Raw genomic sequence first — 13,653 nt, 5'->3', positions numbered from 1 at the left:
CGCAGTGTGACACAGGGCCTAGTTCAGCGCGAAAGTCTCAAGGCTACCTGCATTCGAACCATTGATCAGGACGCAATCCATCAATTGCTTTTCGTCCTGACCGGTCGATCCCGTCTTCAGGTACTGGTCTGCCTGCTCTACTGCGATCTGGGCCTGCCGGTAGGCTGGTTGCAGCACGGTTGCCTTGATGCCGCCTTCCAGAATGGAGTCGCGTACGTCGTTGCTGCCATCAAAACCGACAACGATCACATCCGTCCGCCCGGCTGCCTTGAGAGCCGCCCAGGCTCCCATGGCCATGGTGTCATTTCCTGAAATGACACCCTTGATCTCGGGGTTGGCCTGAAGGATGGTTTCCATCTTTTCGTAGGCTTCGGTCTGGCTCCAGTTGGCTGATTGCTGGGCAACCATCTCCAGATCGGGGTACTGGTCAATCACATCATGATAACCTGCAGAGCGAATTCCGGCATTGGTGTCGGCTTCGCGGCCCAGCAGCTCGGCATATTTGCCTTCTTCACCCATCAGCTTGACGAACTCCTCCGCGCCGAGCTGTGCTCCCTGGTAATTGTTGGAGACGATCTGGGAAACGGCAATGCCTGTTTCCTTGATTTCGCGATCGATCAGGAACGACGGAATGCCGGCTTCTTTCGCGCGGCGGACTGGAGCGACAGTCGCATCCGCACCGGCATTGTCCAGGATGATCGCCTTCGCACCACGGGCGATTGCCGTATCGAAGAGCTGGTTCTGCTTGTTCGGATCGTCATCGTGGACCAGAACGAGTGTGTCATAGCCGAGGTCTTCGGCACGTTTCTGCGCGCCTTCGGCTTCCGCCTTGAAAAACGGATTGTCATGCGACGGTGTGATGATTGCAATGAGGTCGGCTGCGGAAGCATAAGCGGGTGCAAGCAGGGTAGCTGCAACAGCAGCGCTGGCAAGCAGGATTCGTCTCGTGAATTTCATGTTGTCCTCCCAACAATAGGTTCAATCTCGTGCCAGGTCCCGCGGGGTCCCTCCAAGACCCCGACGGCACCAATCTGAACGTTCGCCATACGAGATGGCGAACCGCTCAATCAGGTGATCTGCCGGATGCTTTGCCTGATTTCGTCCGGCTTGAACACGCCGATCCAGTCGTCTCGCATGAGACGTTTCTTGCCATTGGTGATGGCCTTGTTGCAGGCATCGGAGAAGACGCCGTCGACTTCTTCCATGACGACTGCTCCAAGAATGTTCATGTGTCCCAGAAGAAAGTCTCGGGCCGCCACGGGGTCGACCCCTCGCCGAATGACTTCATCCATTGCTTCCTTCATCACAACGAGAAGGGTCGCGCAGACGGTTTCGGACAGGCCCGGCTCCAGGAGCGCCATTTGTTCCACCGAGACCCGGTGCGAACGCAGGATCGGCTGGAAAATGGTTTTCGCGATCTCCTCCCCGATTGCATAGTCCTCTTCCGGACCCTGCATGAGGGCGTTCACGATCGCCTGTTTGGCAGCAATACCGCCGAAATAGTCGCGTTTCGCAGGCAATTGCGTTTCATCGTTGAATATCGGCGGATGGCAGGGATGGGTGACGAAATAGGTCACGTCCTTGCGCTCAGGAAAGTGCCCCGCAAAAGGGGCAGCTGCGTCCAGTGCGATCAGCATCGTTCCTGGCGCAAGCTTGTCGATGATGCCTTTCGCCACCGCCCGGATCGCAGTGTCCGGCACAGCAAGAATAACCGCACGTGCGTCTTCAAGCGCGGCGTCGACGTCGACACAGTCGACGCCGACTTCCGCCTTCAGCCGGTCTCTGCCTGCATCGCTGACTTCCACATGGGCAACGTTGAAACGGGAGCCTTTCAGGTTCTGGGAGAGCCGCACTCCCATTTTTCCCCCCGCACCGATGAGAGCGATTTTCATGTGTCCTCCAAATTTGTTGCGCAAATAAATTCACATACAAATCATGTTGTCAACTGGTATGATAAGTTGATAGTCATATAAGCAATGCGCAACCTGGAACAGGACAGAGGACGGGAATGGGGAGGCTCTTTGCAACATATGATCTTGAAACACCGACAACTCTGGAGCGGGCCGCCGAGGTAATCGCAGGTGAACAATCCTCGGGAACATTCCTGAAGCTGCCGGGTGAAACAAACCGGTTAAAAGAGCTCTCCGGGGCAAGGGTCGAGCGGATCACGGCAACATCGAGCAGCAGGGTTCCCTCGCTGCCGTGCCGGATCAGTGCGGAGACCTACACGCGCGGCGAGGTCGTTCTTTCCTGGCCGCTCGAGAACATGGGCACATCCCTTCCCAACGTCCTGGCAACCGTTGCCGGCAACCTTTTCGAACTGGCAGACGTGTCCGCGCTTCGCCTGACGGACATTTCGTTTCCTGAAGAATTCGCCATGGCGTATCCGGGTCCGGCCTACGGCCGGCAGGGAACTCTGGCGCTTGCCGGTGTCAGGGACCGGCCGATGATCGGCACGATCATCAAACCAAGCGTCGGTCTCTCACCTGCCGAAACGGCGTCTCTTGTCGCAAAACTCGCCGACGGTGGAATCGATTTCATCAAGGATGATGAATTGCAGGCGAACGGACCTCACTGCCCGTTCGAGGATCGCCTGAACGAAGTCATGAAAGTCATCAATTCGCATGCGGACCGCACCGGCAGGAAGGTGATGTACGCCTTCAACATCACCGACGAGCTGGACGTGATGCGCCGTAATGCCGACCTCCTGCAACAGGCCGGCGGCACCTGTGCGATGGTCAGCCTGTTTTCACTTGGTCTCACGGGACTCACCGCCATCCGGCGGCACGTTGATCTTCCACTTCATTGCCACAGAAACGGTTGGGGCATTTATTCCAGATCGCCGGATATCGGCATCTCGTTTCGTGTCTGGCAAAAGTTCTGGAGGCTTGCCGGAGCGGATCATCTGCATGTCAACGGAATCGCGAACAAGTTCACGGAGGCCGACACCACGGTTGTCGAAAACGCCCGCTCTCTCGATGATCCCCTGTCAGGAGAACGCGGATATCAGGCGATGCCGGTATTCTCGTCGGGTCAGACAGCGGTTCAAATGGAAGAGACCTGCCGGTCCGTAGGGCACACCGACTTTATTTATTGTGCCGGGGGCGGGATCATGGGACACCCCGGCGGTGTTGCCGGCGGTGTCGCCAGCCTGAAACAGGCTGCAGAGGCCGCCGTTGGCGGAATTCCGGCACATGTTTTTGCAAAAGATCACAAGGAACTTTCCGAGGCCCTGGACCTGTTCGGCAAAAAAGACGGCACCGGAGCAAGGAAATGACAGGCGATCTTTTCATTTCCTATTACGGTGACGATTTCACGGGATCGACGGACGTGATGGAAGCCCTGACAACCGGAGGCGTCGAAACCGTCCTGTTCACGTCTATCCCCGGCGAAAAACAGCTCGAAAAGTTCAAGCATTGCCGTGCGGTCGGCCTGGCAGGTATCAGCCGTAGCCAGACACCCGAGTGGATGTCGGAGCACCTACCGGCGATTTTCTCCTGGCTGTGGACGCTCGATGCGCGTTTCTGCCACTACAAGACCTGCTCGACCTTCGACAGTTCGCCGGAAAAGGGCTCCATTGGCCGTGCCCTGGAAATCGGTTTGGAAACGTTCAGCCAGAAACGGACAGCTGTTGTAGTCGGGGCTCCCCAGCTTCGGCGCTACACCTATTTCGGCAATTTGTTCGCGGCTTATCGGGATGAAGTTTACAGAATAGACAGGCATCCCGTGATGAGCAGGCACCCGGCAACGCCGATGCACGAAGCTGACCTGGTAAAACACCTGTCAGGACAGACGAACCTGCCCTTTGAATGCCTGACCCCGCTGGACGGTTCCATCGCCGCCAAGCCCGGCCATGTCCCGAATATCGGCCAGGCGGGCAACCCCAATCTCCTGATAGATGTTTACGACAGCCTGTCCCAGGTGGCCGCGGGAAGTTATCTCGAAGAAAGCAGGCAAGATCTGGGTCCATTCATTGCCGGCTCGTCCGGCGTTGAATACGCCCTCTTGCACAAATGGCGCGAACTTGGCCTGCTGCAGCCGCCGAAACCATCTCCGCCTCTGACGTCCAAGTCCCGTATCGCAGTTGTCTCTGGTAGCTGTTCACCAACAACCGCGCGCCAAATCGAAGCCGCGGAACATTTGGGCTTCAGGGGCATCGAAGTCGATTTCAATGCACTGGCAACCGGCAACGGCATCAAGCAGGAATTCGAACGCGTGCTGCAGATCGCTTCCGAGGCACTCGAAACCGGCCAAAGTCCGATCCTGTACACTGCAAAAGGTAAAACCACCGAAGAGGTAACAGGGTCCTTGAACCTCGATCAGGTCGGCAAAACCCTCGGTTGCCTGCTGGCTACCCTCAAGGACCGGCATGGTCTCGAGCGTGTTGCCGTTGCCGGTGGTGACACATCAAGCCACGCTCTGGCGGAGCTGGACATTTTCGCCCTGACACTCCGGCAAGCGATCCCGACCACACCCGGTTCGCCAGTGTGCACCGCGCATACCCGCGGAGGATCAGAACTCGAAATTGCGCTAAAGGGCGGCCAGATCGGAAATGACAGCTATTTTGCAGATCTTCGAGACGGCACGTTCAAGCGCTGACGACCAAGACAGGAAGGCAAATCTATTCGCAACGTCTGCTCTTGGGGAGCGTTCGAGAATATCTGAATGACCGAATTGGGGCCGCTTTACCGTCATTCAGCTCAACCGCAACAAAGGTTGGCCGGTAACCCATATCCGACCTTCGTTTTTCACTCTTCGTCCGGCTGAAAGACCTCTTCGATTGTCAGGCCGAAGAGCCGTGCGATGCTGAATGCGAGCGGAAGGCTGGGATCATAGCGCCCGCGTTCGAGGGCATTCACTGTCTGTCGCGAGACTTTAAGACGGGTGGCGAGGTCGGCTTGTGACCACTCCCTCTGCTGGCGAAACTCCTGAATACGGTTGTTCATTTGAAGCGCAACCGTCCGATCATGACGCCGACAAACCATATTGCAGCCATCAAAGGCCACACTGCAAACATGGAGAGCTTCGGAAACCCTGCACCTTCAAGGAAGCCATAGCCGAACGTAATCAAAGCAGTTCCTGCAAATGACAGCGCAAGAGCCTCGAATTGGAGCTTGCGTTGCATTTCGTCCAGGCGCCGGATGCTGCGTATAATCACTCCGCAAATGAACGCGGCTGGCAACATCGGGCTAAGTGCAATCAGAATGCCGGCCGGTTTGCTCTCGATACCGCCCGCAATAACCCACTGAGAAACGATCAGCATTGCAGCGTAGGTGGCCAATCCGACCAAGAGAAGAAGCAACCCACGCATTTTTGTCTCCGCATTCGTGTAAAGCACGCTTTACTTATAGGTGGCGAGACCGTGATTGTAAAGCGTGCTTTACACATCATGCGGATCGCCATTGTGTCCGCACTGTTGACCTCCAGCGCTCCGATCTTGCTGCGCGATGTTACGAAAGGCCGGTTTGGAGAAGCTACGCCGCAGCGGGGCCGAACCTGGCGAAGGTCCGCTGTGGGCCGTTTGTGCCTGCCAGGCACGCACCAAGACAGGGTTAGGCACTCTGCGCCGCCGCAAGTCAGCTCCGAGCCCGTAAGGTCTCATGCTGCGTTGTGCTGGATGTTCCGCATTGGACACACCACAAAGTTGACCGAGAAACACTTCCCTGTTACGCAGGGAGCCTGCAAAAGGAGCGCCCTGTCAGTGATCAAGTAATTTCCAACCCTGTCGACGCCCGTGGACATCATTGGAAATTCTTGCACAGGAGCATCAAATGCATCCCATCATTTATGACGTAGCTGTCTCACTTGACGGTTTTATTTGCGGCCGGTCTGGAGATATCTCGAAATTCGCCCAGGACGGCCCCGTCGTGGAAGACTATGCCGGGCGGCTTCGCAGCTATAAAACGGCTATCATGGGCCGAAAAACCTATGAGTTTGGCTACAGGTTCGGCCTTGAAGCAGGACAGAACCCCTATACGCACATGAAAACCATTGTCTTCTCTGACACGCTTCAAGTGCCTGCGGAAGCGAACATATCTGTTCGCCCAACCCCGCTGCGTGAAGAAATTCTGGAACTGGCGCACGACTCTGGCGGCCCTCTCTATCTGTGCGGCGGAGGAGATTTCGCAGGATGGATGCTCGAACAAGGACTTATTGACAGGCTTATCCTAAAGCGCGCGCCTTGTATCTTAGGGAATGGCATCGGATTGTTCGGCCGCAATACTCCCGCCTTGAGCATGTCCCGGATCAATACAAAAACCTATGTGAATGGGTATGTTCTGGAGGAATTTGCGGTCCTGTGACCTTCAAAAAGCGGACAATCCGACAGGTCATTGGATTGTCCGCTTCGCAGCCGTTTTTTCAGCATTCTACAAATGTCCGGTCTTGAGATCTGTTCAGGAGAATCCGACTGCCCGTTTTCGGGGGGGACGCTTTGGGGACGGGCAGGTTACACCATGAACGGTCCATCATTTCCTGGGCTGGCATCAGACCTGCGGTGCTTGCTCGCCGCGGACGAACGAACCAATACTGGCACCAGAGCAATCACCATATTGAACGGGAGCCCCGCAAGCACCTTTGACCGCGCTGGACAAAAAGGACCAGCTTTCATTGGTCCGCAGGTGCGCCATGCCTGCTAAGCCTGGATAGGTACAAGCCTTTATCGGTAGCAGAACCGTTTGCGGCGACTGGCGAGCCGATCTCGCGTAGAAACTTGAGCCGCATCGCTCTGGAAAAATCAGGGAAATCCTGCGCGGTTATGACAAATGCTCCTGTCCCGCCGATGAGATGATGTCGAAAATGTCGGGCAACATCGATCGGGTCTTCCTCAATAGCCAAACCATTTATGACGATACCCTGGGCGATCAGTCTGTCACGTGCTTTTTCAAGCATCGGCACATCATCGGCGTGACCATTGCCGGAGACGTCGATAACCTGACGCACCGCAGGTATGGGAGCCTCCTTGAGCATCTTCCCGGCAAATTCAACACCGGCGTGGATCATCGTGTTGCCGCCGGAGAGAATGCGAGGCATTTTCCTGATTTTTGTCGCCAGAGTGTCGATGTCCTGCTTTTCGCGCAGACGCGTCCACTCAAGCGCAACCGCCTGGTGCCTGATGCTTGCCCATTGCACGATTGCTAAATTGATACCGCCGGGCGCTTGAACAATCGCTGCTTGCACATCCGGATCCCGAAGCGCGATCGCAATACCGGTTCGCTGCAACTCGAATTCCTGATCATTGATACTGGCTGACGCATCCACGGCCAGCACCAGGTTCAAGTGCGACTTGTTCTGTGCCGATGCTCGCGGTGCCATTGCAAAGACGGCAAGTACCATAAGCAGCAATGAACTTGAGGCGATAAAGCGCACGACACCCTCCTTGCCACGCAAACAAACCGGAGAGACGGCAATTGGTAGCCCGTCGACTCTCTCGCGCTGAAATCCGTTCAATTGACCAGAAATGCGGACTCCACTTTTGGCTTCCCTGTCAGGAGATCATTGGATGGAGCGACGGCAGTTGTTTCAACGCACAAAATGGTGAATGGCTTGAGATATCTGCAAGGGTCTCTAAGTCCGTGGGGTTGATCACTTGCTTGTCGCCAACAACTCGTCTTCAGATCAATGGAAAGCTCCGAACACCCAGCCTGATATTGTCGAACCGACTGCAGCCAGCAAGACATCGTCCCATGTGACGACCATGCTGTGAACCCGCCTAAATGAAGCCCCACTCACAGTGGAGTTTCCACGGGGGTATGTCGGAGGAATTACGGCTCCCTGACACCAGGCAAGCGGTGGCAACCTGCCATGAAAAGCGGTATGGTCTTTTCATGGCCACAACCTTTGATATGCTCCCGCGGAGAGTTTCCGACCATATCAACAGGTCATGGACTAACGCTGGCCGCAAACCCAAAATGAAGAATGCAAGCAAGAGGGCTGGCGACCGATGCCGATGATCACGGATCCGGAGGATTTTTTTACCAAGGGCTGTGGTCGTTGTGAACGCTTTGAAACGCCTGACTGTTCAACCCGTCCCTGGATTGACGGTCTAAGGCAACTGCGCCGTATCTGCCTTGACATGGAACTGGAAGAAACCGTCAAGTGGGGGCATCCCACCTATATGCACGCTGGCCGAAACATAGCGATTTTTGGGGCGTTTCGCAGCGATTTTCGTCTGAGTTTCATGAACGCCGGTCTCCTAAATGACACGGAAAATGTGCTTGAACCACAGGGACCGAACGCTCGTACACCGAGCATAATCCGCTTTGCCGATGTAGCCCTGGTTGAAGAGATGGAACCAGTGATACGCGCGTACCTTCGGCAACTTATGGAGCATGCGGAAAAAGGCACGAAGCCACCAAAGGTACGAACGGAAATTGACATGCCGGATGAATTGGCTGAGGCCCTGCAAACGGACCGGGAGCTGGCCGATGCATTTTATGCGCTCACGCCGGGTCGGCAAAGAAGCTACATGTTCAATCTTAACCAGGCCAAACAGTCCGCAACACGAGTCGCTCGAATCGAGAAGTTCCGCCACAAGATCATTGCCGGCAAGGGCGCCATGGAACGTTAGAATGTGCGGCCAACGAGAATTAGGGGCCTGAACTGGCTCCTTTGCAAATGTTGAGTTTGGATAGCTCCATTCACATTTGGAGCGTTTCCTCAAGCTCCTCCATGCATAAGCGAATAGTGCCGAGGGCGTACTGAGTGGGACCGCCTCGACGCCTAGGCGGGCTAACTCTCCAGCCTCGCCGAGGACTTGGCAAGGCGCCAGCACCTTCCAACCTTATTTTTGAAACCTGCACTCTTCCATAGGCGACTGTTAAGCCGCCGTAATTGTTGAGCCTACAGGCGAATATGTCAGCAACTGCGGTCGCCAATTGCGATCGGCTTGTAATTGCGACCCAGAAAGTGCCTCACTTTCTCTATCTTGCCGTGCGGCCACAGGTTTGGAACTGTTACGGACGTCCAGGAATATCCAAGATGTCGCGCAAGAACGTATTTGTTCAGTTTCAAACGGTCAGAAACGTCAAAGTTCAGCAATTTTCTGTAAAATTCGTCCAATCAAAGACCCTACAGTGCTGCACTTATTGCACCTTCAAAGAGAACTGACGGCAAATAGATGTGATTTTTCAATTAGCTAAGACCACAATGTGTTTAACAGTCATAAACAGTAAGACTTACATGATTAATAGAAAAATCATGCCACGCGCTGGTCTCTCGGCGGTTTATGACGCCAATTCGATCACACTGTTGCGGTCGGACGGTTTCTGGCACCCAATAGAATTTCACCATGGCACTGAAACTATCTCAGGCCCGCACCGGCTCGCCTGTCCTCGATTGCCTCTATTTGGAAACGGGCCGATTTCTCCACTCGGGTAGCGGGAAGAGCTTGTCGTAAGCCCAGTTAAAGGCAAAAGCGTAGACCAGGTAGAACGCTACGAAAAACAGATCCATTACCAGAGCCTGCCAAAGGGACACACCCAGATACCAGGCAATGAATGGCATCAGAACGATCAGCAGACCAATCTCGAAGAAAATCGAATGGATGATGCGCACAATGAGCGTCTTCAGGGTCTTGCCCGTAAGGCGCTTGTAGGTGACGTCGAAAACGAAATTATAGACGACGTTCCAGAGCGTCGCGATGGTTGCGCTGACAACGCCGACGACGCCAACATCATGCATTGGCACGCCAAAGGCGACCGTTCCGAGCGGGATGGCCAGGACGAGTGCGATAATTTCGAAGCTTAGTGCTTGGCGAAGACGATCGAGCGGGGACCGCATTGAAACCTCAACAATGGTTGCGGGTCGTCCCGCTTTGTTATTTCCACATATGAGGTCGTCCTCAACGCGCCGATATAGAAATCCAGCACACTCTTTTCAAGTTGGATCGATGACCCCTGAAAGTTACTGGACCTGAGACGGTCACCCATCAAATTCGGCCTTGAGAAGTCTTGGTTGCTCGAGTTCGGCGTTTAATTGGCATCGGTCTCCCTAGGGCGTTACGTGCAAATTCTTCGAAAGTGCATCATGTGAGAGCGTCTTGCAGATCAACCCTGCTGCGGGCGCCAATCAGCCGATGGAATGACGTTGATCATCCACGGAATACCGAAGCGGTCGACCAGAGAGCCGAAACCTGGAGACCAGAAGGTTTCTGCGAACGGCATCACCGTCTTGCCGCCTTCGGAAAGCCGATCGAACCAACGTTCCGCTTCTGCCTTGTCTTCGGTATGCAGCGTGACATCGAAGCCGTTTTTGGGTTTGTCGATGCCGGGCGCCCATCCGGTGTCCATGTCGGCACCCATCAGCGCCTGGTCACCAACTTCCAGCCAGCAGTGCATCAGCCAGGTCTTGTACGTCTCATCGGTGATGGGCATGCCTGGAGGCGCATCGGCATAAGGCATGGCGGCTGTAATCTTCCCGTTGAGTACCTTTGCATAATACTCAAAAGCCTCACGACACTGGCCCCGGAAGCTTAGACTGGTAACGATTTTCACGGTTGTCTCCTTTCGAATGGTGTTTCCAGGTGCTCCCCGCGAGACGCCGAGCCCGGAATTGCGAAACTGAGCTGCTCCTGTCTTTCAAGAAGCGCAACGGCGGCACGTTCGTTGGTATCGCGGAAGAGGTTCATTTTCAGGCGTCTGCATGTACTGCCAGATCGATAGACGGCAATGGGGGTGCATCCAGGCCGTTGAAGGGGTGACGCCAGGCAGCGATCTCTTCGAGCTGCTGATACCAACGAGCGATGGAAGAATAGTCTTCGATCGGCAGTCCTGCGACATCATTGAAGGGCAGATACGCCGCCATTCGGAAGTCGGCATAGGAAACCGAATTTCCGACGAGCCAATCGCGTTGAGAAAGTTCGACTTCGAGAATTGTCGCGGACCTGCGGAAGAGGCGTAGACCTTCCTCGATTTTCTTCGGGTCAATCGGACCAAGCCGGTAGCGCTGTTTGGTCCCCCGTTCGAAATGAACAATATCGCAAGCTTTCTCGAAGTTCTCCTTGCTCCAGCTCAGCCAACGGATCATCTCCGGTTCGTCGTCGCCGGTGCGCCAGAAATTCGAACGTCCGCGGCGCGAAAGCCGGCAGGCAATTGCATCGGTCTCCCAAAGACTTTTTCCCGTGTCTGAGAGTATGGGTAACAACAGATTGGGATTTAGCGGCAGAAATCGCTCAGCCTCACCAGAGGCGAGGGGCGAGGCAAATTCGAACTCGATATTTGCGTCGAGATAGCGAGCCACCGCGACCGCCAATCGAGGATTGGGATTTCGGCTGAAGAACAGTTTCATTCCATTTCACTCCCGGTGTTCGTCCATTCCAAGCGAAATGCTGGCTGCATCCAGCGGCCGTTTCGTTAGCGGCAATATCAATCCGGACATTTCTACCATCGCCTTTGCAGAAGCATTCTTTCCGTAGACAAAAAGCAATCTGCCAGGCAACAAACCGTCGACCTTGGCACTGCTCGCAGGTGTTTTCCTCGACCTTGGATCTACTTCAGGCGGATCTTTTTCCTTGTGAAGGTCACTCTTTTTGCCTCCCCACTCCGCGATTGTTTCGCCAAACAAAGTGGGAGGACTATCGTGCGTCTTCGAAGGATAATAGACTTAGTATTAAAAAACAACTGAACGTATTAAAAAGCGACTATTCGGCCGAAACTGTTCAAATTGCAAACACCTTCCGCTGACTTGTCACCTTAGACGGTGGCTGGTGATCCCTTGAAGTTGAGACCTGCAAGGTCACGCTCTTCATTGTCCATTAAAAGAGAGAAGCCACTCGCGTGTTCTTCGCCCAAGAGAAGGAGAAGTTGCATGCTGGGGTTCAGGCAATCGCCTGCACTTTGCAGGTGGCAAGGGATCGGCGGACCTAATACCGCGCCTGCATCCTTTTCCCCCAAAGCTTTGCCACCGGCTCGAATCCGCTATCGTCGTCCAGATCAACGCGATGAACCACGAGAGGTGGAAGGACAACACATCCCGTGTAGTAGAGAGCACCGTGATTGATCAGAAATTAGCGGCGCAATGTACGTACCAAGACTGCTGTAACGCATTTGGCCATGATTGCTGTCAATCACGAAACGGGCAATGTACCAGCTTGCTCAAGAGCGCCCTATACAAACCGATTCAGCGCAACATGCTCTAAAGTCAACAAAAATGAAAGAGACGCCTCCTCAAGCAATTTTGAAGAGGAGACCGCACCGCCTTTGATGAGATCTACCATCAGGCAAATCGAAATTGACAATGCTATTGTTTTCGATAATATTTTTGAAATACTAATTTGAAATTGAAAATAACGTTAGCAGTCGCACGGTCGTCGATAACGAAGAGATACCTGCGACCAAATATGCCGAGTAGGCTCGATACAAGACTTCTGATTGTACTTTTTGAATGTCGAGCAGCCACGTCGTTTCAGACCAGCCAGGGCTGACAATGGACGTTAATCACCTTTGTTTTCGAAAATTAAATATGGTCCGCTATGAATTCCACTTCGCCGCAAAGTTCGCAATTCAACTATTCCGTACACGGTCTGCGCGGCGTTGCGTCGATCATGGTGCTGGTCGCTCATATTCTCGGTGGAACAGCCGAACACATCTACAATGACAGGCCGGGATATGTTGAAGGGATTGTGCCGTTTCACAACTTCGGCACATCTGGCGTCATGCTGTTTTTCGTAATCAGCGGGTTTGTCATCCTGCCGAGCGTGATGAGGTATTCTCCGTCAGAGTTTGCCCTCAGGCGCCTTCTGAGGCTCTATCCGCTCTTTCTCGTGTCGACCTTGTTTTTTGCCGTCCTGAATGGCGTGACAAACAGATACCCGGAACTGAACAACTTTGAGTCAGTCCTGTTTTCCCTGACCTTCCTGGATTTGTTCACAACAACAAAGCAGGTTGCCCCGAACGCCTGGAGCCTGACCTATGAAGTGATGTTTTATACGTTGGCCTGCATGACGTATTTTTTCCTGACAAGAAAAATGAACATCGTCTGGAAGATCGCATCCCTGGCGATACCGGTACTGTTTACCTACTACTATCCGAAGGCGCTGTTTTTTCTGTCCGGGGCCGCCATCTACTGGATGTACAGGAGCGAAATCACCAGCGGTCTGAAGTACACGAAAACACTTGAGGCCATTTCGTTTCTCGTCTGGGTCTATCTGGCTTCCACGTGGGACTTCAAGTTTCGGACGTACGAGTTCTACGAGGCCTATCCGACCATCATACCCGCCCCGGCGCTCCTGGTCCTGGCCACCGCGACCTACTTCTTTTTTGCGGCTTCGAAAGACAGCCTGACCGGAAAATTACTGAACAACAGGATCATGTTCTTCTTCGGAACAATAAGCTACAGTTTCTACCTGGTTCATCCGTATATATACTTCGCTACACGGCAAATTTTCTCATCTTTCGGCCTGTTTGGCGACAATATTTTTGTGTCCCTTCTAATTTTTGGTGCGGTAGTATTTATTCTTACATCAATCTTCTCGCACTTTTCCTATCTGATACTCGAGCGACTGCCGTACCAAATCTTCTTCGGACAGAAAATCTACCGGAACAGAAGGGTTCAGAACGCCTGACAACGTGGCAAACGCCAATCAACGTTGGACCGCATGTGAACCCGAGGAATTGATGGCCTTATCGCCAATCTGGGTTGTTCGACATGACGCTG

Annotated in this window: 14 protein-coding genes; 5 read left to right on the top strand and 9 right to left on the bottom strand. The window is 54.0% G+C overall.

The window, feature by feature from the left end; all coding sequences use genetic code 11:
* Positions 1-18: 18 nt before the first annotated feature.
* Positions 19-957, bottom strand: coding sequence for a D-ribose ABC transporter substrate-binding protein (locus tag FIV03_RS30300; RefSeq protein ID WP_152512465.1), 939 nt, complete (start codon positions 955-957; stop codon positions 19-21).
* 110 nt (positions 958-1,067) lie between these two features.
* Entirely contained in the window at positions 1,068-1,892 is an 825-nt protein-coding gene (locus FIV03_RS30295; RefSeq protein WP_152512464.1) for a phosphogluconate dehydrogenase C-terminal domain-containing protein, read from the bottom strand.
* A 116-nt stretch (positions 1,893-2,008) separates the two neighbouring features.
* On the opposite strand from FIV03_RS30295, the gene FIV03_RS30290 reads away from it, so the two are divergent.
* Both FIV03_RS30290 and FIV03_RS30285 read left to right on the top strand, forming a co-directional pair.
* Positions 2,009-3,277, top strand: coding sequence for a ribulose-bisphosphate carboxylase large subunit family protein (locus FIV03_RS30290; RefSeq protein WP_152512463.1), 1,269 nt, complete (start codon positions 2,009-2,011; stop codon positions 3,275-3,277).
* The gene (locus FIV03_RS30285; protein ID WP_152512462.1) at positions 3,274-4,599 is read left to right on the top strand and encodes a four-carbon acid sugar kinase family protein; all 1,326 of its coding nucleotides are present in this window, start codon (positions 3,274-3,276) and stop codon (positions 4,597-4,599) included. The genes FIV03_RS30290 and FIV03_RS30285 overlap by 4 nt, the downstream gene beginning before the upstream one ends.
* Positions 4,600-4,748: 149 nt before the next feature.
* On the opposite strand, the gene FIV03_RS30280 is transcribed toward FIV03_RS30285, so the two are convergent.
* On the bottom strand, positions 4,749-4,946 hold the full coding sequence (locus tag FIV03_RS30280) for a helix-turn-helix transcriptional regulator (protein WP_152512461.1): 198 nt from the start codon (positions 4,944-4,946) through the stop codon (positions 4,749-4,751).
* Positions 4,943-5,311, bottom strand: coding sequence for a hypothetical protein (locus FIV03_RS30275; RefSeq protein ID WP_152512460.1), 369 nt, complete (start codon positions 5,309-5,311; stop codon positions 4,943-4,945). Before FIV03_RS30275 ends, FIV03_RS30280 begins: the two co-directional genes overlap by 4 nt.
* 460 nt (positions 5,312-5,771) lie before the next feature.
* Between FIV03_RS30275 and FIV03_RS30270 the strand changes: the two genes are divergently transcribed.
* Positions 5,772-6,302 carry a dihydrofolate reductase family protein gene (locus FIV03_RS30270; protein ID WP_152512459.1) on the top strand — a complete coding sequence of 177 codons (531 nt, stop codon included), beginning with the start codon at positions 5,772-5,774 and terminating at the stop codon, positions 6,300-6,302.
* Positions 6,303-6,606: 304 nt separating this feature from the next.
* On the opposite strand, the gene FIV03_RS30265 is transcribed toward FIV03_RS30270, so the two are convergent.
* A complete protein-coding gene (locus FIV03_RS30265; protein WP_152512458.1) occupies positions 6,607-7,368 on the bottom strand; it encodes a DUF1194 domain-containing protein in 762 nt (253 codons plus the stop codon).
* A 574-nt stretch (positions 7,369-7,942) separates the two neighbouring features.
* On the opposite strand from FIV03_RS30265, the gene FIV03_RS30260 reads away from it, so the two are divergent.
* Complete coding sequence (locus FIV03_RS30260; protein ID WP_152512457.1) at positions 7,943-8,569, top strand: YdeI/OmpD-associated family protein; 627 nt, start codon at positions 7,943-7,945, stop codon at positions 8,567-8,569.
* Positions 8,570-9,342: 773 nt separating this feature from the next.
* On the opposite strand, the gene FIV03_RS30255 is transcribed toward FIV03_RS30260, so the two are convergent.
* The 4 genes from FIV03_RS30255 to FIV03_RS30240 all read right to left on the bottom strand — a co-directional run bounded on the left by FIV03_RS30255 (position 9,343) and on the right by FIV03_RS30240 (position 11,562).
* Complete coding sequence (locus FIV03_RS30255) at positions 9,343-9,780, bottom strand: PACE efflux transporter (RefSeq protein ID WP_152512456.1); 438 nt, start codon at positions 9,778-9,780, stop codon at positions 9,343-9,345.
* Between the two features lie 266 nt (positions 9,781-10,046).
* Positions 10,047-10,493 (bottom strand): VOC family protein, encoded by a 447-nt coding sequence (locus FIV03_RS30250; RefSeq protein WP_152512455.1) that lies wholly within the window; start codon positions 10,491-10,493, stop codon positions 10,047-10,049.
* Positions 10,494-10,629: 136 nt separating this feature from the next.
* Positions 10,630-11,286, bottom strand: a complete 657-nt coding sequence (locus FIV03_RS30245; RefSeq protein ID WP_152512454.1) for a glutathione S-transferase family protein — start codon at positions 11,284-11,286, stop codon at positions 10,630-10,632.
* 6 nt (positions 11,287-11,292) lie between these two features.
* Positions 11,293-11,562, bottom strand: coding sequence for a hypothetical protein (locus FIV03_RS30240; protein WP_152512453.1), 270 nt, complete (start codon positions 11,560-11,562; stop codon positions 11,293-11,295).
* 907 nt (positions 11,563-12,469) lie between these two features.
* Here FIV03_RS30240 and FIV03_RS30235 point away from each other — a divergent pair.
* Positions 12,470-13,561, top strand: a complete 1,092-nt coding sequence (locus tag FIV03_RS30235; protein WP_152512452.1) for an acyltransferase — start codon at positions 12,470-12,472, stop codon at positions 13,559-13,561.
* Positions 13,562-13,653: the final 92 nt, after the last annotated feature.

The organism is Labrenzia sp. THAF187b, assembly GCF_009363375.1.
Taxonomy (GTDB): domain Bacteria; phylum Pseudomonadota; class Alphaproteobacteria; order Rhizobiales; family Stappiaceae; genus Roseibium; species Roseibium algicola.
Note: the sequence above shows the minus strand (reverse complement) of the source record. Positions and strands in the feature narration are given on the sequence as shown.

Coding starts and splice junctions, on each gene's coding strand:
- FIV03_RS30300 (WP_152512465.1), bottom strand. CDS start 957: ATGAAATTCACGAGACGAATCCTGCTTGCCAGCGCTGCTGTTGCAGCT.
- FIV03_RS30295 (WP_152512464.1), bottom strand. CDS start 1,892: ATGAAAATCGCTCTCATCGGTGCGGGGGGAAAAATGGGAGTGCGGCTC.
- FIV03_RS30290 (WP_152512463.1), top strand. CDS start 2,009: ATGGGGAGGCTCTTTGCAACATATGATCTTGAAACACCGACAACTCTG.
- FIV03_RS30285 (WP_152512462.1), top strand. CDS start 3,274: ATGACAGGCGATCTTTTCATTTCCTATTACGGTGACGATTTCACGGGA.
- FIV03_RS30280 (WP_152512461.1), bottom strand. CDS start 4,946: ATGAACAACCGTATTCAGGAGTTTCGCCAGCAGAGGGAGTGGTCACAA.
- FIV03_RS30275 (WP_152512460.1), bottom strand. CDS start 5,311: ATGCGTGGGTTGCTTCTTCTCTTGGTCGGATTGGCCACCTACGCTGCA.
- FIV03_RS30270 (WP_152512459.1), top strand. CDS start 5,772: ATGCATCCCATCATTTATGACGTAGCTGTCTCACTTGACGGTTTTATT.
- FIV03_RS30260 (WP_152512457.1), top strand. CDS start 7,943: ATGCCGATGATCACGGATCCGGAGGATTTTTTTACCAAGGGCTGTGGT.
- FIV03_RS30255 (WP_152512456.1), bottom strand. CDS start 9,780: ATGCGGTCCCCGCTCGATCGTCTTCGCCAAGCACTAAGCTTCGAAATT.
- FIV03_RS30245 (WP_152512454.1), bottom strand. CDS start 11,286: ATGAAACTGTTCTTCAGCCGAAATCCCAATCCTCGATTGGCGGTCGCG.
- FIV03_RS30235 (WP_152512452.1), top strand. CDS start 12,470: ATGAATTCCACTTCGCCGCAAAGTTCGCAATTCAACTATTCCGTACAC.